The following is a 19611-nucleotide window of genomic DNA, read 5'->3' as shown; positions in this document are numbered from 1 at the left end:
CGGATGACTGATCCGCCCACCGACGGCGACCGCCTGGCGCGACTGGAGCAGCGGCTGGCCGCGCTCGAGGACGAACAGGCCATCGCCCGGCTCATCGCCTCGTACGGTCCGCTCGTCGACAGCGGCAGCGCGAGCGAAGTGGCCGCCCTCTGGGAGCCCCACGGCGAGTACGACGTCGACGGGCTGCGTATGACCGCAGACACGGCGATCGGCGCGATGGTCCGCGGCGACCACCACCAGGCCATCATTGCCGACGGCAGCGCCCACTTCCTCGGACCGCACCAGATCACAGTGGACGGCGATACGGCGGTGGCGGTAGGCCACTCCCTGCTGGTGCGGTGCAAGGACGCACGCTTCGTCATCGCCCGTGCCTCCGCCAACCATTGGCGGCTGCGCCGCGGGACGCAGGGCTGGCGGGTGGTCCGCCGTACCACCCGCGTGCTGGACGGTGGCCATGAGCCCCGCGCACTGCTCGCTCTGGCGGCGGCCGCGTCCGGCACGATCCCTGCGGACCCTGGGAAGGAAGGTGACGCGCGATGACGGCGACCGGCGTATCGATGACCACTGAGGAGACCGCGCTGCGCTCGCTCCTGGCCGGCCGGCGGAGCTGCCGTGCGTTCCTGCCGACGCCGGTGCCCGAGACCACGGTCCGTAGCCTGCTGACCATGGCACAGCGCACCCCCTCGTGGTGCAACTCCCAGCCGTGGCAGGTGCTGATCACCTCCGGTCGCGAGACGGAGGCTTTCCGCGCCTTCCTGGCACAACGCGTCGAGACGGCACCCGGCGTCTTCGACGTACCGCCACCGCGGAGCTACGAAGGCGTCTACCGTGAGCGCCGCCGGGCGTCCGGTTTCGCCCTCTACGACAGCGTGGGAATCGCGCACGGCGACGCCGAAGGACGCCGACAGCAGGCCATGGAGAACTTCCGCTTCTTCGGCGCGCCGCACGTCGCGATCGTGACCAGTGAGGCCGAACTCGGCCCGTACGGCTATGTCGACTGCGGAGGCTACATCTCCACCTTCTTGCTCGCGGCGACGAGCCTCGGCATCGCGACGATCGCCCAGGCCGCCATCGCCGGGTATGCGGATGCGGTACGGGAGCACTTCGGGCTCCCGGCGACGCGTCACGTGTTGTGCGGCATCTCGTTCGGCTACGCGGACACCGCCCATCGTGCGAACGCCTTCCGGACGGAGCGGGCCGACCTCGAGGAGGTGGCCGATCTCCGTGGCTTCTGAGATGTCCCCGGCTGTGCTGACCGAGCTGAGCGAGCACATCCTGCTCGTCACGATCAACCGCCCCGACGCCCTGAACGCCGTCAACCAAGCGGTCTGGGACGGACTCGGCGACGCCCTGGACCGGGCCCAGACCGATCCGGCTGTGCGTGTCGTGGTGATCACCGGCGCGGGGGACCGGGCGTTCTGCGCCGGGGCAGATCTCAAGGCCATCGCCCGCCATGAGTTCCGCACTGTCCCTCATCCCCGCTACGACGCCTGGGGATTCGCCGGCGTCGCCACCCACCCGATCGGCAAGCCAGTCATCGCGGCCGTCAACGGCATCGCGTTCGGCGGTGGTTGGGAGATCGCGCTCGCCTGCGACATGGTGGTCGCCGCCGACACCGCGCGTTTCGCGTTCCCTGAGGTCAAGCGCGGCCTCGTCGCCGGCGGAGGGGGCGCGCTGCGTCTCCCACGCCGCCTGCCACCGGCCCTGGCCATGGAGATCCTGCTGACCGGAGACCCCATCGACGCACAGGACGCTGCCCGTTGGGGTCTCGTGAACGCTGTGCTCCCGCAGGTTCAGGTGCTCGCCGGAGCGCTCGACCTCGCCGGCCGCATAGCGGCGAACGCACCCCTCGCCGTGCAGGCCACCAAGCGAATCGCGGCCGGTATCGAAGGCGACCGCGTGCCCGCCGAGGATGCGGGCTGGCACAGCAACGCACACGAACTGTCGCTCGTCCTGCGCTCGGAGGACGCGGCGGAGGGCCCGCGCGCCTTCGCTGAGAAGGGGACGCCGGTATGGCAAGGCAGATGAGCGAAGCGCAGACGGAACTGCGGCTATGGGCCGCATCCGGAGCGATGGCGCTGACCGGAAGGCGCGACGGTCCGCCGGCCGCGTCGCCGGGGCGCCCGGCAACCGCTGTCGCCGAGGCACTGCGCAGAATCCAGGCCGTACACCCCCAGGCACCACTGCCCGACATCCGGATCCTCGGGGAACGGGCCGCGGCCACCGGGATGAGCCGCAACGCTCCGTGGTCCTGCGGTGGGGCGTTTCGCGTATTGCCCACCCGCGACGGCCACGTCGGTCTGTCACTCCCCCGCGCCGAGGACATGGACATGATGCCGGCTCTGGTAGCCGGCCCGGTCACCGGCGACCCGTGGACAACGGTCGAGCACTGGGCCGTCGGCACCACGACTGCCGACGCGGTCGAACGCGCGCGCCTGCTCGATCTGGCCTGCGCACCGGTGACGGCGCGGCCCACGCCAGTCGTCCGACCGGCCGCGCTGGTCTCACCGCTGGGAACGCGGGCCCTCAACGACCGTCCCTTGGTGGTGGATCTCAGCTCACTGTGGGCCGGGCCGCTGTGCGCGCATCTGCTGTCCTTGTGCGGCGCCGAGGTGGTGAAGGTCGAAGGGAGCCACCGCTTGGACGGAGCCCGCGGTGGACCCGCCGTGTTCTACGACCTGCTCCACGCCGGACATCGCTCGGTCACCGTAGCCTTCGACGCACCGTCAGATCTTCGGCGGCTGCGCGTGCTCCTCGCATCGGCCGACCTGGTCATCGAGGGCTCGCGGGCTCGGGCGTTGCGCCGACGGGGAATCAGTGCCGAGGACATCGTGGCGGCCGGCACCAACTGGCTGTCGATCACCGCGTACGGTCGCGACGAGGATCTGATCGGTTTCGGTGACGACGTGGCGGCCGGTGCCGGACTGGTCACCCCCGAGCGCTTTCCCTGCGGAGACGCACTCGCCGATCCGCTGACGGGAGTGACGGCCGCGGCCTGCGCCGTTGAAGCCCTCGATGCTCGCGAGACCGTCCTCATGGACGTCTCGATGCACGCCGTCGCCGCAGCCGCCGCCCAGGGCGCCACCGCACCGCACGAGGTGGTGCGGCGGCGCGGTACGTGGTGGGTCGACTGCGCCAGCGGTGCCTTCGCCGTCGCGCGCCCCTCGATGCGGCAGCCGTCCGGCAGGGCTCCGGCCGCCGGGCGGCACAACCACGACGTGCTGTGGACTACGACCTGACCGACTTCGCTTTACGGAAATTCTCCTCCACCTCTTTGCGCCAGAACTCGTTGGCGCGCCCGGTGTCGATCTCGAACTCGAAGCGCCGTGTCATCTCGGGCTCCACCCGGTCCGCGTCGACGTAGAACTGCTCGTACCACCGGCGAAGTTGGTAGACGGGACCGTCTTCCTCGCACAGCAGCGGGTTGTCGATCCGGGTCTTGTTCTTCCAGATCTCGATGTCCTGCAGGAAGCCTGCCTCGACGCCCTTGGTGTAGCTGGCGGCGATCGTGTCCGCCACCTCGTCGGACATGCCTTCGGGTTTCTTGACGATCACGCCCCACTGGAGCACGAAGGATGTCGGCGTCACGGGGTAGTGGCAGTTGATCAGGACGATCTCCATCGTCTTGCCCTTGGTGGTCTGCCACAGGTAGTCGATCATGTACGAGGGGCCGTAGTACGCCGCCTCCGACCGGCCCTCGGACTCCCCTGAGTCGTTGGTGCCCAGGCGGACGTCGGGGCGGCTGCTGCTCGTCATGTACTGGCCTGCGATGTGCCCTTCGAAGACGTTCTTGAAGTACGTCGGGAAGGCGAAGTGCACATAGAAGAAGTGCGCCATGTCGACGACGTTGTCCACGATCTCCCGGCAGTTGGAGCCGTCGATCCGGACCTGGTTCCAAGTCCAGGACGTCCACTGCGGGTCGCCGGCGCCCGCAATGGCCGGGATCTCTACGGCGGGATCGGGGGCGTTGCCCTCGTGGTCGTGCCAGACGAACAGCTGTTGGTTCTTCTCCAGGGTGTGCCAGGTCCGGGTGCGGGCGCGCAGCGGCACGCGTTTGGCGTAGGGGATCTGCTTGCAGCGGCCGTCGCCGCCCCAACGCCAGTCGTGGAACGGGCAGGCGACCTGATCGCCCTTGATCTCACCGCGGCTGAGGTCGCCGCCCATGTGACGGCAGTACGCGTCAAGTACGTGCAGCGCGCCGTGCGAGTCGGCGAACACCACGAGTTTGGTGCCGAATGCCTCGATCGCGTGCGGCTTGCCGTCGCGGAAGATGTCGGCGAGTCCCAGGCAGTGCCAGCCGCGGGCGTAGCGCGTGGGGGTCTCCTCGGCCTCGATGGTGCGGATGGGCTCTGCTGGGGCTGAGGTCATGACGGGCTCCCTTGGCGTCCGGTGAAGTCCCACTGGTGGCCCCAGTAGCTGTCGGCCGTGATCTCTTCGGCCGTGTACGTGGCGTCGTCGACGAGCAGCCCCGCGCAGCCGACTTCGAGGTCCCAGCCCCCGGGCGTGCGGACGTAGAAGGAGACCATCTTGTCGTTGGTGTGCCGGCCGAGCGTGGACGAGAGGTGGTACCCGGCGCCGGTGACGCGGTCGAGCGCACGCCCGACCTCGTCGAGCGTTTCGCACTCGACCATGATGTGGACCAGTGCGGGGGCCTGGAGCCGCGGCGACGGCATGATCGCGAGGCTGTGGTGGCGCGCGTTGACGCCCATGAACCTGATCCGTGCCGGGGGCTGGCCCGCCGGTCCCGGAAAGGCGAAGGCTCCGCGGGGCTTGAAGCCGAGGACCTCGGCGTAGAAGGCGAAGGCCTTGTCGGGTTCGTCGACGGGCACGACGACGTGACCGAGGCCGAGGGGGCCGGTGACGAAGCGGTTGCCGTACGGCGTGGCCAGCGGGCTGTGGTCGAGGCGGGCGCTGTGGAAGACCTCGACCGGTGTGCCACCAGGCGCCTCGAACGCGATACCGGCTTCGACCCGGCGGATCCGGAGGGTCTCCGCTGTCATCGGCTTCACGGCGATCCCGGCGGCCTCGACGGCCTTCTCGATCCGGGCGAGCGCCAGATGATCGGCGGCCTCCCATCCGACGGCCTCGACCCGGTCCTCATCGCCGGGCACGAGGACGAGCCGGGCGTGCCGTTCGTCCATGCGCAGATGGAGGGCTTGGTCCTCGGGTCCGATGCCCTCGGCGAAACCGATCGCGTTGTACGCGAAGTCCCGCCATGGGGCGACGTCGCTCGCGCTGACGCGTACGTAGTTGAGTCCGCGGATGTCTGACATGGGTTCGTCGTCTCCTGCCGTCGTACGTTCGCGTGGAGCGGTCAGATCATGGCCCGCAGGGCGCCCGCGGGTTCGAGTCCCAGGTGGGTGAGCGCGGCTGCCTGGTATGCGTTGCCGGGCACATGGATCGCGTGCTGCAGCCCGACGTGGGCATCGCGCCAGAACCGCTGCAGCGTGTTGTTGCGGCGCACGACATTGCCGCCGGACCGCGCGAAGATCTCGTCCACGGCGGCGACCGCCCGCCAGGCAGCGCGGATCTGGTTGCGGCGGGTGGTGGCGCGATCGGCGAACGTGATCTCCTTGCCCGCGTCGGCAAGATCGTAGATCCGGCTGATGCCGTCGAGGAGTTGGGCTCGTGAGGCAGAGATCTCGGCGGCCGCCTCGGCGATGGCGTACAGCGTGGTCGCGTCCTCCCGGACCTTGGCGCCCGCGGACGTGACCCGGTCGCGCTGGTAGTCGAGATGCGCGGCGACGGCGCCCTCCGCGATGCCGATGACCGCCGAGGTGATACCGAGAGGGAAGAGCGTCCAGAAGGGCAGGCGGTAGACCGTCTCGGTCCGCCCGGCCAGCTCCGCGGCACCGCCGCCCTCGGTGACGAGGGCGGCGTCGATGGTCCGGTAGTCCGGGATGTACGCCCCCTCGACGACGATGTCCTTGCTGCCGGTACCGGACAGGCCGATGACGTCCCAGGAGTCGTCCACGATCGTGTAGTCCGAGCGCGGGAGCACCACGTGCAGCGCACGCACCGGTTGGACGGGCTTCCCGCGGTCGTCGCCCACCAGCGCGCCGAGGAAGATCCAGTCGCAGTGGTCCGTGCCCGAGGAGAACTGCCAGCGGCCCCTGAGGACGTAGCCGCCGTCGGTGGGGGTGGCGATGCCGCTCGGCATGTACGGCGAGGCGATCCAGGTGTCGGGCTCCTCTCCCCAGACCTCGTCCTGGACGCGGCGGTCGAGGAGCGCCAGCTCCCAGGGGTGCACGCCACCGACACCGCACACCCAGCCCGTGGAGCCGCAGCCCTTGGCGACCTCCATCACGGCCTGTGCGAAGTCCGCGGGGTGCGCGGCGAATCCGCCGTACTCGGTGGGCTGCAGGAGGCGGATGACACCGGCCTCGCGGACCAGCTTGACGCTGCGGTCCGAGAGCTTGCCGGACTTCTCGGTCTCCTCCGCGAGCGCGGCGAGCTGCGGGGCGATCGTCTGGGCTCGTCGGACAACGTCGTGCATCTACGGCCTCCGGACGGTGGTGGAGCAGGTCCGGCGCCAGAGGGCGGCGCCGGCTCGCTGCGGATTCTTCGACGCTATTGAGGCCCCGGATCGGAGGCCGGGAGGTTCCCGCTGATCGGGATCGCTGCGGGGTCGTTTCCCACCAGCAGACGCCCCCTGCGTACGGCGCTTTTGATGCTGTCGCGTAGAAAGGGGCAGGTGGCATCGCCCGGGACCAACTGCGTGCAGGTATCCGTGGCGCTGGTCCACTGCACCATCGTGTGAGCGAGGCTGTTCTTCCTGACGAGCACCTCCACGGCGCACCGGTCACAGCTCACAGGCTGGTGCGGCGTACCGCGTTCATCCTCGAACACTGCTTCCTCCTCAGGTTGTGCCACTCGTGGGTGCGAAGACGAGGGCGGTCCCGAGCCGGATGTGGTCCTCGGCCTGGGCCTGTGTCATGTGGTCGCTCAGCCGGGACATGACGATCCCCCACCAGGCGAACGTGAGCAGGCGGACCTTGTTGAGGTCCTCCTCCGTGGGCTGCTCGATGCCGAGCCGGCCGAGGATCTGCGGCGCCATCAGGACGTCGATGTCGTGGGCCTGGGCCGACTCGCTGGAGTACGTCGCGAGCACCGACCGCACCATCACCAGGGCGAGTTCGGGGCGCCGGGTGAAACGCCGTGTCCAGCCGACCAAGAGGTCCACGACGTCGCCGGCAAGCTCGGCGTCACCCCGGTTCCCGGTGCGTCCCCTCCCGCCGAACACCTCCTCCGACATCACCGCCATGAAGAGCTGCGTCTTGGAGGGGAAGTACCTGTAGAGGGTCCCGAGGGCCACGCCGGCTTCTTTGGCCACCGCCTGCATCTGGACCCCGTCGTATCCGTGGACGGCGCCCAACTCGGCGGCGGCAGTCAGGATGCGGGCCCTGCGGACCACCTGGCTCTGCGCGGTCGGCGCGGCCGGCGATCGGCGGGCGGGAGCTTTCGCCACGTTCAGCTCTTCCTCTTCGCCGACGCGTCTGTCGGCGCTCCGCCGGCGCGGCCGCACATCAGCAGAACGAGACACCGACCGCGCCCAGGCCCGTGAACTCGGCGTGGAAGACATCGCCGGGGCGGGCGTCGAGGGCTCGCGTGCAGGAGCCGGGCAGGATCACGTATCCCGCCTCGAGCCGGACCCCGAACTGGGCGACCTTGCGTGCGAGCCAGGCCACCGCACCGGTCGGATCGCCGAGCACGGCGCTGGTGTTCCCCGCCGCCACCTGCTCACCGTTGCGGTACAGCACGGCCCCGATGTCGGCGAGGTCGAGCGCCTTCGGTGCCACCCTGTCCGTGCCGAGGATCATTCCGGCTGAGGAGGCGTTGTCGGCGATAGTGTCGGCCAATGAGATCCGCCAGTCCTTGATCCGGCTGTCGATCAGCTCAAGGCTCGGCACCACGTGGTCGGTCGCCGCGAGGACGTCCGCACGGGTGCAGCCCTCGCCGGGCAGTGGCGCCCCGAGGACATACGCGACCTCGACCTCGATCCGCGGGTAGCAGAACTGTGCCGCGTCGACGGGCGCGCCGTCGAAGTACCGCATGGTGTCGAGGAGATGACCGTAGTCCGGTTCGTCGACGCCCATCATCTGCTGCATCACCGGGGACGACAGTCCGACCTTGTGCCCGCACACGACCGCGCCGGCGGCTGTCTGACGGCGGATGTTCAGCAGTTGGATCTCGTAGGCATCGACGACACCGATGCCCTGGCAGGACTCGGTGAGCGGGTCGATCGGCACCCGCTCGATCTGGGCGGCCCACAGGCGGTCGGCCGCCGCCTGCCGCTGTTCGTCGGTCAGCATCATCGCTCCTGTCGCCGGCTCGCGGCCCATCCTTCAGTCACCGGCTCGGCCCTTCGGACGGGCTCCCGATCACCGGGAACCTCACTCGTCGTAGCTGACCCGCACGTGCTCACTCATGGGGAGCGCCTGACAGCCGAGGACGATCCCGTCGGCGATGTCCTGCGCTTCGAGCACGTCGTTCCTGCGCATCTTGACCTCGCCCGCCAGCACCACGCAGGCGCAGGCACCGCAGCTGCCTTCCCGGCAGGAGTACGGCGCGGCCAGGCCCGCGTCGAGCAGCACGTCGAGGAGTGGGCGCGAGCGGGGCCAGGCAAGTCGGCGGGTCTGACCGTCAAGGGTGATCTCCACCGTGCCGGCCGGCCGGTCGTCCGCCGCGGCGTCGGGGGCGTCGTCGACCGCGACGGACGGGGTGAAGGGGTCGCTGGTCAGCGACACGAACCGCTCCACATGGATACGGGAGGCCGCGGCGCCCAGCTCGGTGAGCGCATCGACGACCAGGTCCATGAAGGGGCCCGGCCCACAGACATAAGCCTCGCGAGTGGCGTACGGGGACGCGATCGCGCCCAAGGCGGCCGCCGACGGTACGCCCTGGACCGATTCCAGCCAGTGCAGGACGGTCAGCCGCTCGGCGTACTCCCTTTGCAGAGCCTGGAGTTCACCGGCATAGATCACCGCATTCTCGTCGCGGTTGGCGTAGATCAGCGTGACCCGGGCCCGCCCGCCCCACAGACAGGACTTGAGGATCGACATCACGGGTGTGATGCCGCTGCCCGCGGCCACCAGGAGCAGGTCATCGTCGAGGGAGCCCGGGGTGAAGACGCCGCCGGGCCGCAGGACTTCCAGGACATCGCCCTTGGCCACGTGGTCGCACAACCAGTTGGAGGCGTAACCTCCCGCGGTGCGCTTCACGGTGATCGTCAACGGGTCGGGCCGCACGGGCGAGCTGCTGAGCGAGTAGCTGCGTGCCACGCTTCCGGTGCGTTCGGAGGGGACGCGCACCGTCAGGAACTGGCCGGGGCGGTAGGTGAGTTCGGTGTCCACCGGCTCGAGCACGAACGAGCTGGCGTCGGCGGTCTCCTGGATGGTACGCAGCACGCGCAGGCGGACCTGCTCAGCCATCGCGGTGCTCGTCGGGCCGCGTGAGGAAGGCGAGGACGGCACTCTCCCACGCCTGCTTCTGCTCGATCATCGCCCAGTGCCCGCAGTCCGGCAGGACGTGCAGCTCTGCCCCGGGGATCGTGCGCAGCGGAAGCAGTGCCATGTCCAGCGGGCTGACCCGATCGTCCCGCCCCCAGGTCAGCAAGGTCCTGGACCGCACCTTGTGCAGCATCGCCCAGTACGGCGGCTGGTCGGACGCCCGTGCCGCTTGCATCTGCGCACGCATGGCGTCGCGCCCGTACATCCGGCGCGTCGCGGCCAGGGTGGCCGTGTCGGTCGCCTGTTGCCAGCGTTCCTCGACGAGCTCCTCGGTGATCAGGGAAGTGTCGTGGACCATGGAGCGCAGCCAGCGCACGAGCGCTTCTCGGGACGGCTGTTCGGTGAAGTCCGTCAGCAGGTTGAGCCCTTCGGCCGGGAAGGGGCTGAACAGGTTCGCGCCCACACCGCCGACGGTCACGATCCGCCGGAAGAGCTCCGGTTTGCGGATCGCGAGCTGAAGTGCGACTACGCCGCCCATGGAGTTGCCGACCACATCGGCCTGCTGCAGTCCGAGCCCGTCGAGCAGCGCTCGCACGGCCCGTGGCGCGGCCAGCATGGGGTGCCTGTCGGTCGGATCGCTGACACCGAAGCCGGGGAACTCCAGGACGAGGCACCGGAATTGCCGCGCGAGCGTCGGCAGGTTGTGCCGGAAGTTGCGCCAGCCGGTGACACCTGGGCCGGACCCGTGCAGCAGGAGCAGTGGTGGGCCCTCGCCCGCCTCGTGGTACCGCAGCACGCCGTCGGCGGTCGGGAGTTCGCGCAGGGTGTGGTGATACGTCAGCTCCGCCATGGATCGAGACAGTAGGCACGATGACCGCACGGAGCCGGGCTGTTCCCGGACACCGGGAGTCAGCGACGAGCCGGCGAAGGTCGCTTCTACGCTCCAGACATGTTGAGCAAGGTGACCGTTGCTGTGACCGGCGACGCGACAGATCCGACGGATTCGGTCGCATTCCGTCGCACCATGGCGGAGTTCGCGAGCGGCGTCACGGTGGTGACCGCCCTCCAAGGCGGCGGGCCCGTGGGGTTCGCCTGCCAGTCCTTCGCTTCCGTGTCGCTGGATCCGCCCCTGGTGCTGTTCTGCGCCGACCGGCGCGGCAAGAGCTGGCAGTGCATCCGGGCAGCCGGCCGCTTCTGCGTCAATGTGCTTGCCGAGGATCAGGGAGAGCTGTGCCGGAGGTTCGGCTCGAGCCGCGGAGAGAAGTTCCGCGGCCTCGAGTGGGAGCCATCCGCGTGGGGTACCCCAGCGTTGCCCGGGGTCCTGGCACGGATCCATGCGGACATCCACCACGTGTACGAGGCCGGCGATCACGACGTGGTCGTGGGACGGGCGCTGGCCCTGGAACGCCCGCGCGACGGGCGGCCCATGGTGTTCTTCCGCGGGCACTTCGGCATCGACGCAGACGAGTTCGACGCGGACGCCGTGTCGAGCTGGCAGGACGGCTGGATCTGAACTCCCCGGTCGCCGGCAGGGGGACCGGCGGCCGGGGGCCATACTGAAACCGGGCGTTGTGCGGGCACAGGCCTCGCTCAGGCCGTACGAACGCGTGCCGCGCGCACTGCGCTCTCGCCGAACAGGTCCACAGTGATCCGCTGCGCCATGTCGAACACCAGCGGCGCGATGCGCTCCAGTGGAGACGCATGCCCGGCAACCAGGGAAATGGCGCCGACCGGCCCCTCGGGTCCACGGATCGCCGCGCCGACGCACGCGATCCCTTCCACGCACTCACCCCGTTCGACAGCGAGCCCACGCTCACGCCGGATACGGCCCAGTTCACGGTGGAGTGCGGGAAGACCGTCGATGCTCGCACCAGTGGCGGCCGGCACCCCGCCCGCGTACAACTCGTCGATCTCTTCCGGCGGCAACCAGGCGAGCATCGCCTTGCCGAGCGCCGTGCAGTGCGCGGGTGCCCTGCCTCCGACGCGGGACGCGACCGCGGCTGCCCGGCGCCCGCCGACCTTGTCCAGGTACTCCACGTACGTCTCGTCGAGGATGCCCAGATGGACGACGAGGTCGGTCATGACGGAGAGTTCGTGCAGCCACGGCGCCGCGGCCGCGCGGAGGTCCGAGTGCCCGCTCTCGCGCGCCCCCCAGGTCCGCACCCGCCGGCCGAGGTGATAGCCGGAGCGGGTGTGCTCGACCCACTGCAGCCGCACGAGCTGGTCGAGGATGCGGTGCGCCGTCGACCTGGGAAGTCCGGTCTGGCGGGAGACCTCCTCCAACAGCAGCCTGGTGTTCGGTCCGTCGAAGCAGTCCATGATCAACGTCATTCGCTCGACCATCGAGGGCGGTCGCACCGCGACCTCCGGTCGTGACGACAGCGCCAGCGTCATTGTCAGCACCCTTCGGCCACTGGAATTGATTTCAATTCTAGTGACGCGACGGTTACTGCCAAGGGATGTGCATGCCTTTTATCAAGTAATTTCTCGCCCGCTTTCCTCCCCTACAGCACGGAGAAACCGGCCCAAACGACCTCAACTCGAAGACCACGTGGTCGAGATGACTGTATGCAGGCAAGCAAGTCATGCACCTCAGAAGCACTCTGGAGAGCACTCAGTCGGCGGCACCCTCTGCCGCGTGCTCCATCGCCAGGTAGCTGAACACCATGGCAGGTCCGATCGTGGCGCCCGCACCGGCGTACTCGTTGCCCATCACCGCGGCCGACGCATTGCCCGTGGCGTACAGACCAGGGATCACGCTGCCGTCCGGGCGCAGCACGCGGCCCTGGGCATCCGTCAGCACACCCCCCTTGGTGCCCAGATCCCCCGCCTCGATCCGGATCGCGTAGTAGGGGCCCCCGTCGATCGTGTCGAGGTTGGGGTTCGGCAGTGAGTGGTCGCCGTAGTAGTTGTCGTACGGGCTGTCGCCGCGCCCGAAGTCCTCGTCCCTGCCCCTGACCGCGAACCCGTTGAAGCGCGCCACCGTCGCTTCCAGGGCGTCCGGCGGCACCCCGATCTTCTCGGCGAGTGCGCGCAGGGTGTCCGCCTTCGTCACCAGGCCGCTGCGGTGGAACGAGCCGGGGAAGTCCTTGCCCGGGAGGACGCCCGCGAACTGGTAGCGGCTGCGCGCCTTCGCGTCGAAGATCTCGTACACCGGGACATGACCGCCCTCGAACTGGGCGTGCACGAAGTTCACGTACGGGCAGGCCTCGTTGACGAACCGCTCCCCGGCGCTGTTGACGATCACCATGCCGGGGATGCAGCGCTCGGACACCAGAGGAAAGACGCCGCCGCGGGGCAGCGCGATCGACGGCATCCACCACGCGTCGTCCATCAGGTCGAAGGCTGCGCCGAGTCGCTCGGCGAGCCGGTGACCGTCCCCCGTATTGCTGGGCGCGCCGGCGCTGTGGTCGGGCCGTCCCAGTTCTGGCAGGTGCTGCTTGCGCAGCGCCGGGTCGTGCTCGAAACCTCCGGTCGCCAGGAGCACGCCGATCCGGGCCCGTATCCGCAGCGGCTTGCCGTCACTCTCGACGACCGCGCCGAGGACCCGCCCGTCCTGCGTGATCAGTTCGGTGATGGGCGCCTTGGTCCACAGCGGGAGGTCGAGATCGCGCATGGTCAGTCGCAAGCGGGCGACGAGGCCGGCTCCGAGGGCCTTCATGTGGCGGCGGCGGAAGAAGTTGGAGACGACCCGCCAGGCCGCAAGGACGAGCATCCGCCGGGCCTTCCACTCGCGGCGGATCATCATGAGGTTGCGCGCTTCGTAGCCCGTGAACCACAGACCGAGCGGCATGGGGACGTCCAGAGCGAGCAATTTACGCTCCTCGTCGCCCAGTTGGCGCACATCGATCGGGCGCGGCTCGATGGTCCGGCCCGCCGCCCTGCCGCCGGGCAGCTCGGGGTGGTAGTCGGAGTAGCCGGGGCACCAGGAGAACTCCATGTGCCGGCTGACGCGGTGCAGCATCTCGAGCACCTCGGGGCCGCGATCGACGTAGGCGTCGATCCGGTCGGCCGCGACGCGGTCGCCGACGACGGCCCGCAGATAACGCCGCACATCCTCGGGATCGTCCGACTGCCCCGCCTTGCGCAGGGTGGGGTTGTTGGGGATCCAGATCCCTCCGCCGGACATCGCGGTCGAACCGCCGATCCCGGCCGCCTTCTCGACCACGAGCGACGTGAGCCCGAAGGTGTGGGCCGCGATCGCGCCGACCATTCCGCCGGCCCCGCTGCCGCCGATCAGTACGTCGACCTCGTGGTCCCATGTGGTCCCGTCAGTGCTGGGCACCGCTGCCGCCTCTCTGCCACCGCGTGGATGTGCAATGCTTGATAGATGTCCCGTATCTCGACATACGGGCTGACGTTCAGGGAGTCGTGGGGGAAGGGGAGTCCGCGTGGACCAGGTGCCCGAGGAGCTCGCGCTCGAGAGGGCGACGCTCAGGCTCATCAACACGGTCGCCTTCATGTCCGGTACGCGGGCACACAGCCGCAGGCTGCGAGCGGTGACCGGAACCGAACTGTCGCCCTCCGAGCTGCGGTTCATCGAACTCCTCGGCAACCGCGGCGCGGTGCCGACCAGCACGGTGGCACGCGAGCTCGGCATCGATCTCGGCCAGACGAGCCGACAGGCGGCCCAACTCGAGGCTGCCGGACACCTCGTACGCAGCACGGATGCCGCGGATCGCCGCCGGACCCTGTTGGAACTGTCGAAGCCGGCCGCGGCGATGCTCGACCAGTGGCTGCTCGCTTGGAGCCGCGACTACCTGGTGACGGAACCCCAGTGGTCCGCTGACGACATCGCGGCGCTCGCCGAATGGTTCACGCTGGTGTACGACCGGCTGGTGACGGCATTGCCCGACAAGCCCCGGTCCGCGGCCGCCGACCGTTGGACGGAGCTCGCGGGTGACGACTACGACGCCGGAACCCGCGCCTTCATCCGCCCGGTCGTCGGAATCGTCACCTGGGTCGGCCAGTCCGGCGGCTTCAACGATCTGCTGGAACTCATCGACGCACCCGTACGGCAGACCGGGCTGTTCACCCTCCAGGTGATCCAGCGCAGCGGCCCGCTCCCCGTCGCAGAGGTCGCGGCCCGGCTCGCGATCGACCCGTCGCAGGCGAGCAAGCGCCTGCGCCAGCTCACCCAACTCCGGCTGGTGGACCGCGCGGTGGACGGATTCGACCGCCGCAGCACACTGGTCCGCATCTCGCGCAAGGGGGCGGCGCTGCTCACGCGCGTGCTCGAAGTGCAGCTGACGGTCTTCCAGAAGCTGATCGATGACCTCAGTCCCGAGGACCGGCAGCGCTGGACGCCCTTGGTCGAGTCGTACGTCACCACGCTGCTCGACCCGCGGAGAGCGACCGGCGCCTTTGGAGGAGACCTGTTCAGCCGGAGCTGACCGCATCCGCGGACACCGCCTTGAGGAGGGTCTTGAGCGATACGCCCGGGTCCATGAGATCTGACGCCGTGATCTCCACGCCGGCGGCCAGCGCCCTCTTCACGGCCATGAAGTCGGCCGTCGCGTTGACCGCCTCGACTGCCGCGAGCCGCCCGTCCCGGTAGTAGCCGACGAGGCATCGGGCGCGATCGCCGAGGTGGCGGGTGACAGGGGTGTCGTCGCTCGCGCGCAGTCCGGCGATCCGGATGCGCAGGTCGCCCTGATCCGACCAGAACCACGGCACGCACGTGTACGGACGACGCTCGCCGAGGATCGTGGCGGTGGCGGCGTCGGCCTGCTGCACCGCGTGGTCGACGCTCTCCATCCGCACTCGGGTCCCGGCGCGTGCTGCCGGCGTTGGGTCCGGAACGCGCGCACAGTCGCCGACGGCGAGCGCCGTACCGTCCGAGGCACGCGAGAACGCGTCGACCACGATGCCCTGGTCGCACACCAGTCCCAGACTCTCGGCCAGCCGCGTGTGCGGCACCGCACCGATACCGACGACAACCAGCTGCGCCCTCACCCGGGCGCCGTCGGCGAGTTCGACAGCGCTCACGCGTGCTCCGTCAGTGACGATCCGCGCCGGAGCCTCACCGAGCCGCACGTCAATGCCCGCCGAGCGGTGGAGTTCGGCCACGTGCCGGGCGGTTTCCGGGCCCACCGCCCTGCCGAGCAGCTGCGAAGCAGCCTCCAGGACGGTGACCCGTTTTCCGCCCGCCCGCGCGGTGGCCGCCACCTCCAGGCCGACGAACCCGCCACCGATGACGACGACCTCACTCGCCGACTCCAGTGCGACGCTGAGCGCTTCGGCGTCGTCGATGTCACGCAGGGTGTGCACTCCGGCCGCGTCGGCGCCCTCGATGTCCAGTGCGCGAGGCCGGGCACCCGTCGCCAGGACGAGCGTGGAGAACGCGATGGTGCGTCCGGAAGCACAGACCGCCTCACCCGAGCCGTCGGTGTGGCGCCTCACCGCCACCACCCCGTCCCCGAGCACGAGTTCGACGTGTCGGGCGGCGTAGTACCCGGCAGCGCGCAACGCGAGAGCGTCCCTGGTGACAGCGCCCTTCAGATACGCCTTCGACAGCGGCGGCCGCTGGTAGGGCGGGTGCGGCTCGTCCCCCACCAATGTGATCCGGCCGGGATATCCCCGATCGCGGAGGGAGCAGGCCAGCTGCACGCCCGCCTGTCCCGCACCGACGACGAGAACATGCCCGCTCACAGCTGCTCCGGGGGCACCGTGACATGCACGTCGGTACCTGCTGTGAGCCGCAGTTGGCACGAGAGCCGGGATGTGGGCTCCCGGTCGGTCGCGGCGCAGTCGAGCATCTCGTCCTCGTCCGACGAGACCGGAGCGTAACGGTCGTACTCGTCCTCGGCGACGAAGACGTGGCAGGTGGCGCAGGACAGTGCCCCGCCACACTGACCGACGATCCCCCTGACTCCGTTGCGCACCGCTGTCCGCATCACCGAGTCTCCGGGCTGTCCGTCGACGACGACCTCGGATCCGTCGGGCTGGGTGTAGAACACCTTGGGCATCACGTCACCTGACCGCCGGTCACCAGGTGACCGGCATCTGTGTGATGGGCTGGGTGAGGTTGTCCCTGTCGACGACCACGTCACCGGCCAGCTTCAGGTCCGGCAGGCGCTTGAACAGCTCGCTCAGGCCGACCTGCACCTCCATCCGGGCGAGCGGAGCGCCCAGGCAGTGGTGAATCCCATAGTTGAGGGTCAGGTGCGGGTTGTCCTTGCGGGTGATGTCGAACGCGTGGTCGTCGGGCAGCGCGATGCCGTCGTGGGCGGCGGCGCCCGGATCGACGAGCACGGCGTCCCCCTTGGAAACGAGCTGGCCGTCCAGCTCGACATCCTCGGTGGCGACGAAGGGCACCAGGCCACCACCGCCTCCCACCGGCTGTCCGGTCGCGAAGGCACCGTGCCGCAGGATCTCTTCCACGGCGGTGGGTGCGAGACCGTCCGGGTCCGTGAGGAAGAGTTCGCGCTGGGCGGGGTTGTTGAGCAGGGCCATCACTCCGGTGCCCAGGAAGTTCGCCGTGTTGTCGAAGCCCCCGACAATGAGGATCATCGCGATCGGCATGATCTCCGCGTCGGTGAGCGTGTCGTCCTTGTCGCGGGCGTTGGCCAGGCTGCTGAGCAGGTCCTCGCGTGGATCCTCGCGACGCTTGGCCACGATGTCCATCAAGTACAGATACAGCTCGGTCATGTTCTGGGTGCGCTGCTCTTCGTCCATGTTCGCCACCGCGAGGGTGGCGTGTGACCAGCGCTCGAACTTCTCGTGGTCCTCCGGCGGAACGCCCAACAGGTTCGCCAGCATGTGGATGGGCAGCGGCACGTTGTACGCCGTCACCAGGTTGGCGCTGTCGCCGGCCGCGAGCATCCGGTCGATCAGCAGGTTGGCGTACGCCGTGGCCGAGTCGCGCATCAGCTTGACACGTTTGGGCGAGATCGCGGTCTGCACAAGCCGGCGAAGCCGCGTGTGCTGCGGCGGGTCCTCGAACTGGAGGGTGGAGCGCAGGAATTCGGGGAACTCCACGACGAACGGCACCACACGCTCGCCGGTGCGGAACGGCTCGCGGACGAACCGCCGGTCGGACAGCATCTGCCGCGCCGCGGCATTGCGGTGGATCACCCAGGCGTCCCCGCCGTACGGCATGGTCATACGGGTGATGGGACGGTCGGCCGCGATGCGGTGGTATTGCTCGGTGGCTTCGTGCGCCGTCATCGGTCCGAACGGGTACTCGGTGCCGGGCGGGAAGCTGCGGGAGGCGCTCTCAGTCATCGGCCTGCTCCAGTTGTGTCGGTCATGACGCTGCGGGTCACGACGCCGGGATCTCGGGAAGGGCGACCACCTGCGGCTGGGCACGTTCGTCGACGGCCATGACCTGGTCCCAGCCCGCCGCGACCTTCTCGATCGTCAGCTCCGGGTCGTGCAGCCCGGCGGTGTTCACCACGGCCATCCGGTTGACCATGCCGCCGGCGGCGTTGAACACCTCGCCGGTGACCGTGCACGACGGGTGGGCGAGGAAGGCACCTACTGGAGCGACGAGTTCGGGCAGCAGCGCCGTGCGCATGAACTCCATGATCTCCGGCGACAGCGAGTCGGCCGAGGCCTGCGCCATACGGGTGCCGGCGCCCGGGGCGATCGCGTTGACCCTGATCCCGGATTCGAGACCGTCGAGGGCGAGATTGCGGGTCAGGCCGAACACGGCTCCCTTGGAGCTTCCGTAGTGGGTCATGAGGGGATTGCCCAGCATCGCCCCGGAGACGGTGTTGACGATGCGGCCGGCCGCCGAGCGCCCGAGGTGGGGCCAGGCGGCCTTGCACATCCACAGCGAGCCGAAGTAATGGACGTCGAGGTGGCGTTGGTACTCCTCGCGGGACACCTCGGCGAACGGTGCGGTGCGTACGATGCCGGCGTTGTTGATCAGGGCGTCGAGCCCGCCGAAGGCGTCGACGGTCTCCTCGACGATGGACCGCGCGCCGTCTTCGGTGGCGACGTCGGCGCGCAGGGCGATCGCGGTGCCGCCCGCGTCCACGATCTCCTTCACCACCTCGGCGGCGGGATCGCCGCTCTCGAGCCCGGAGCCGTCGGTCTTCGCCCCGAGGTCGACGACGGCCACCTGCGCTCCGCGCGACGCGAGGAGCAGCGCGTAGGCGCGGCCGATACCGCGTCCGGCGCCGGTGACCACGACCGTGCGGCCGTTGAATGCGAGCTCTTGCATGAGCACCTTCTTCTGTGGTGGTGAGGGGGTTCAGGGTCGGTTCGTGCCACCGGTGAATTCGGTCTCGGCCGTCCAGAGCGTGCCGAGACCTTCCTCGCGCGACTTGGCCCAGTCGAAGACTTCGAGGCCGGCGCAGATGTAGAGGGTCGAGCGGTCGGGGCCGCCCAGGACACAGGCGACGCCCATGCCTTCCGCCACGGGGATCGACACCGCGTGGGTCATCCGTCCGTCCTCGGTGAACCGGCCGACGTAGCCGCAGCCGGGCATACCGACCCAGACACCGCCCTGGTCGTCCAGGCAGATGCCGTCCGGCAGCCAGGGGGTCTCGGCGAAGGTGCGACGGTTCGTCAGCGTTCCGTCGCCCGCCCGGTCCACGGCGGTGATCTTGTTCGCGCCGACCTCGGCGACGATCAGCTGTGTGCCGTCACCGGTGAGGGTGACGCCGTTTCCACAGGACAGACCGCCGATCTCCTCGACGTTGCGCGCCGTGCCGTCCGGCTCCACGACGATCAGGAAGGAGTCGCGCGGCTCCTCACCCTTGAACAGGTCGTATCCCAGCTGTGTGACGTAGGCCCGGCCGTCGGCGTCCACCACCATGTCGTTGCACGACGAGATCGCGAGCGGCCGCAGGTCGGCGTACATCTCGAGCCCGGCGCCGTCCCATACGAGGACGAGCCGCTCGTGCATGGAGACGACGAGTGCGCGGCCGTCGGGCAGCCAGCCGAGCCCTCCCAGCACAACCTCGGTGTCGCCCGGTTCCTGGCTGCCGGGCTCGGGCGCGATGGGCTTGCGCGTGGAGGCGTCGATGTACACCTCGTGCGTGCCGTCGTCCGCGAGCCGAAGGATGCGGTGGTTGTACATGTCGCTGAAGTAGAAGGTCCCCTGGTGCCAGCGGGGAATCTCCGGCCATGAGTAGCCGGTCGCGATGCAGCGGGCGGTCACGGGCTGTGCTTGGGCGACGAGGTTTGCGAGTTCCATGGGTCCTCATTCGAG

At 69.5% G+C, this 19611-nt stretch carries 20 protein-coding genes; 6 read left to right on the top strand and 14 right to left on the bottom strand.

The window, feature by feature from the left end; translation table 11 throughout:
* Positions 1-3 precede the first annotated feature (3 nt).
* Genes ACWD26_RS01595 through ACWD26_RS01580 form a run of 4 tightly spaced genes read left to right on the top strand, consistent with a single transcriptional unit; the run spans position 4 to position 3239 of the window.
* Positions 4-540: a nuclear transport factor 2 family protein gene (locus tag ACWD26_RS01595; protein ID WP_451265031.1), complete on the top strand. Its 537-nt coding sequence runs from the start codon at positions 4-6 to the stop codon at positions 538-540.
* On the top strand, positions 537-1235 hold the full coding sequence (locus ACWD26_RS01590) for a nitroreductase (RefSeq protein ID WP_451265029.1): 699 nt from the start codon (positions 537-539) through the stop codon (positions 1233-1235). Before ACWD26_RS01595 ends, ACWD26_RS01590 begins: the two co-directional genes overlap by 4 nt.
* The gene (locus ACWD26_RS01585) at positions 1225-2028 is read left to right on the top strand and encodes a crotonase/enoyl-CoA hydratase family protein (protein ID WP_451265027.1); all 804 of its coding nucleotides are present in this window, start codon (positions 1225-1227) and stop codon (positions 2026-2028) included. Before ACWD26_RS01590 ends, ACWD26_RS01585 begins: the two co-directional genes overlap by 11 nt.
* Entirely contained in the window at positions 2025-3239 is a 1215-nt protein-coding gene (locus tag ACWD26_RS01580; protein ID WP_451265025.1) for a CoA transferase, read from the top strand. Before ACWD26_RS01585 ends, ACWD26_RS01580 begins: the two co-directional genes overlap by 4 nt.
* Here ACWD26_RS01580 and ACWD26_RS01575 read toward each other — a convergent pair.
* The 7 genes from ACWD26_RS01575 to ACWD26_RS01545 form a co-directional block, all read right to left on the bottom strand.
* A complete protein-coding gene (locus ACWD26_RS01575) occupies positions 3229-4368 on the bottom strand; it encodes a Rieske 2Fe-2S domain-containing protein (RefSeq protein ID WP_451265023.1) in 1140 nt (379 codons plus the stop codon). The genes ACWD26_RS01580 and ACWD26_RS01575 overlap by 11 nt on opposite strands.
* A complete protein-coding gene (locus tag ACWD26_RS01570) occupies positions 4365-5273 on the bottom strand; it encodes a VOC family protein (protein WP_451265021.1) in 909 nt (302 codons plus the stop codon). Before ACWD26_RS01570 ends, ACWD26_RS01575 begins: the two co-directional genes overlap by 4 nt.
* Positions 5274-5314: 41 nt before the next feature.
* Positions 5315-6496 carry an acyl-CoA dehydrogenase family protein gene (locus ACWD26_RS01565; protein WP_451265019.1) on the bottom strand — a complete coding sequence of 394 codons (1182 nt, stop codon included), beginning with the start codon at positions 6494-6496 and terminating at the stop codon, positions 5315-5317.
* 363 nt (positions 6497-6859) lie between these two features.
* Positions 6860-7468 (bottom strand): TetR/AcrR family transcriptional regulator, encoded by a 609-nt coding sequence (locus ACWD26_RS01560; protein WP_451265017.1) that lies wholly within the window; start codon positions 7466-7468, stop codon positions 6860-6862.
* Positions 7469-7526: 58 nt separating this feature from the next.
* A complete protein-coding gene (locus tag ACWD26_RS01555; protein WP_451265269.1) occupies positions 7527-8312 on the bottom strand; it encodes a 2-keto-4-pentenoate hydratase in 786 nt (261 codons plus the stop codon).
* 81 nt (positions 8313-8393) lie between these two features.
* Entirely contained in the window at positions 8394-9431 is a 1038-nt protein-coding gene (locus ACWD26_RS01550) for a 2Fe-2S iron-sulfur cluster-binding protein (protein WP_451265015.1), read from the bottom strand.
* Positions 9424-10299 carry an alpha/beta fold hydrolase gene (locus ACWD26_RS01545; RefSeq protein ID WP_451265013.1) on the bottom strand — a complete coding sequence of 292 codons (876 nt, stop codon included), beginning with the start codon at positions 10297-10299 and terminating at the stop codon, positions 9424-9426. Before ACWD26_RS01545 ends, ACWD26_RS01550 begins: the two co-directional genes overlap by 8 nt.
* A 99-nt stretch (positions 10300-10398) precedes the next feature.
* On the opposite strand from ACWD26_RS01545, the gene ACWD26_RS01540 reads away from it, so the two are divergent.
* Positions 10399-10962, top strand: coding sequence for a flavin reductase family protein (locus tag ACWD26_RS01540; protein WP_451265011.1), 564 nt, complete (start codon positions 10399-10401; stop codon positions 10960-10962).
* A gap of 77 nt (positions 10963-11039) precedes the next feature.
* Here ACWD26_RS01540 and ACWD26_RS01535 read toward each other — a convergent pair whose 3' ends face one another.
* The gene (locus ACWD26_RS01535; RefSeq protein WP_451265009.1) at positions 11040-11843 is read right to left on the bottom strand and encodes an IclR family transcriptional regulator; all 804 of its coding nucleotides are present in this window, start codon (positions 11841-11843) and stop codon (positions 11040-11042) included.
* Between the two features lie 220 nt (positions 11844-12063).
* Positions 12064-13734, bottom strand: a complete 1671-nt coding sequence (locus ACWD26_RS01530) for an FAD-binding protein (protein WP_451265007.1) — start codon at positions 13732-13734, stop codon at positions 12064-12066.
* Positions 13735-13840: 106 nt separating this feature from the next.
* Here ACWD26_RS01530 and ACWD26_RS01525 point away from each other — a divergent pair, with 106 nt between their 5' ends.
* Positions 13841-14842 carry a MarR family winged helix-turn-helix transcriptional regulator gene (locus ACWD26_RS01525; protein WP_451265005.1) on the top strand — a complete coding sequence of 334 codons (1002 nt, stop codon included), beginning with the start codon at positions 13841-13843 and terminating at the stop codon, positions 14840-14842.
* On the opposite strand, the gene ACWD26_RS01520 is transcribed toward ACWD26_RS01525, so the two are convergent.
* Genes ACWD26_RS01520 through ACWD26_RS01500 form a run of 5 tightly spaced genes read right to left on the bottom strand, consistent with a single transcriptional unit; the run spans position 14829 to position 19596 of the window.
* A complete protein-coding gene (locus tag ACWD26_RS01520; protein ID WP_451265003.1) occupies positions 14829-16100 on the bottom strand; it encodes an NAD(P)/FAD-dependent oxidoreductase in 1272 nt (423 codons plus the stop codon). The two genes, ACWD26_RS01525 and ACWD26_RS01520, sit on opposite strands and share 14 nt — an antisense overlap.
* The gene (locus tag ACWD26_RS01515) at positions 16097-16417 is read right to left on the bottom strand and encodes a 2Fe-2S iron-sulfur cluster-binding protein (RefSeq protein WP_451265001.1); all 321 of its coding nucleotides are present in this window, start codon (positions 16415-16417) and stop codon (positions 16097-16099) included. Before ACWD26_RS01515 ends, ACWD26_RS01520 begins: the two co-directional genes overlap by 4 nt.
* 19 nt (positions 16418-16436) lie before the next feature.
* Positions 16437-17675 carry a cytochrome P450 gene (locus ACWD26_RS01510; protein WP_451264999.1) on the bottom strand — a complete coding sequence of 413 codons (1239 nt, stop codon included), beginning with the start codon at positions 17673-17675 and terminating at the stop codon, positions 16437-16439.
* A 37-nt stretch (positions 17676-17712) separates the two neighbouring features.
* Positions 17713-18618, bottom strand: a complete 906-nt coding sequence (locus tag ACWD26_RS01505; RefSeq protein WP_451264997.1) for an SDR family NAD(P)-dependent oxidoreductase — start codon at positions 18616-18618, stop codon at positions 17713-17715.
* A gap of 30 nt (positions 18619-18648) precedes the next feature.
* Entirely contained in the window at positions 18649-19596 is a 948-nt protein-coding gene (locus ACWD26_RS01500) for an SMP-30/gluconolactonase/LRE family protein (protein WP_451264995.1), read from the bottom strand.
* Between the last annotated feature and the right edge of the window lie 15 nt (positions 19597-19611).

Source organism: Streptomyces sp. NPDC002787 (assembly GCF_053592095.1).
Note: the sequence above shows the minus strand (reverse complement) of the source record. Positions and strands in the feature narration are given on the sequence as shown.

Bases quoted from the DNA above. Each gene is read 5' to 3' on its own strand.
- ACWD26_RS01590 (WP_451265029.1), top strand. From the start codon at position 537: ATGACGGCGACCGGCGTATCGATGACCACTGAGGAGACCGCGCTGCGC.
- ACWD26_RS01505 (WP_451264997.1), bottom strand. From the start codon at position 18,618: ATGCAAGAGCTCGCATTCAACGGCCGCACGGTCGTGGTCACCGGCGCC.
- ACWD26_RS01575 (WP_451265023.1), bottom strand. From the start codon at position 4,368: ATGACCTCAGCCCCAGCAGAGCCCATCCGCACCATCGAGGCCGAGGAG.
- ACWD26_RS01535 (WP_451265009.1), bottom strand. From the start codon at position 11,843: ATGACGCTGGCGCTGTCGTCACGACCGGAGGTCGCGGTGCGACCGCCC.
- ACWD26_RS01565 (WP_451265019.1), bottom strand. From the start codon at position 6,496: ATGCACGACGTTGTCCGACGAGCCCAGACGATCGCCCCGCAGCTCGCC.
- ACWD26_RS01540 (WP_451265011.1), top strand. From the start codon at position 10,399: ATGTTGAGCAAGGTGACCGTTGCTGTGACCGGCGACGCGACAGATCCG.
- ACWD26_RS01515 (WP_451265001.1), bottom strand. From the start codon at position 16,417: ATGCCCAAGGTGTTCTACACCCAGCCCGACGGATCCGAGGTCGTCGTC.
- ACWD26_RS01550 (WP_451265015.1), bottom strand. From the start codon at position 9,431: ATGGCTGAGCAGGTCCGCCTGCGCGTGCTGCGTACCATCCAGGAGACC.
- ACWD26_RS01595 (WP_451265031.1), top strand. From the start codon at position 4: ATGACTGATCCGCCCACCGACGGCGACCGCCTGGCGCGACTGGAGCAG.
- ACWD26_RS01545 (WP_451265013.1), bottom strand. From the start codon at position 10,299: ATGGCGGAGCTGACGTATCACCACACCCTGCGCGAACTCCCGACCGCC.
- ACWD26_RS01555 (WP_451265269.1), bottom strand. From the start codon at position 8,312: ATGCTGACCGACGAACAGCGGCAGGCGGCGGCCGACCGCCTGTGGGCC.
- ACWD26_RS01580 (WP_451265025.1), top strand. From the start codon at position 2,025: ATGAGCGAAGCGCAGACGGAACTGCGGCTATGGGCCGCATCCGGAGCG.
- ACWD26_RS01500 (WP_451264995.1), bottom strand. From the start codon at position 19,596: ATGGAACTCGCAAACCTCGTCGCCCAAGCACAGCCCGTGACCGCCCGC.
- ACWD26_RS01510 (WP_451264999.1), bottom strand. From the start codon at position 17,675: ATGACTGAGAGCGCCTCCCGCAGCTTCCCGCCCGGCACCGAGTACCCG.
- ACWD26_RS01570 (WP_451265021.1), bottom strand. From the start codon at position 5,273: ATGTCAGACATCCGCGGACTCAACTACGTACGCGTCAGCGCGAGCGAC.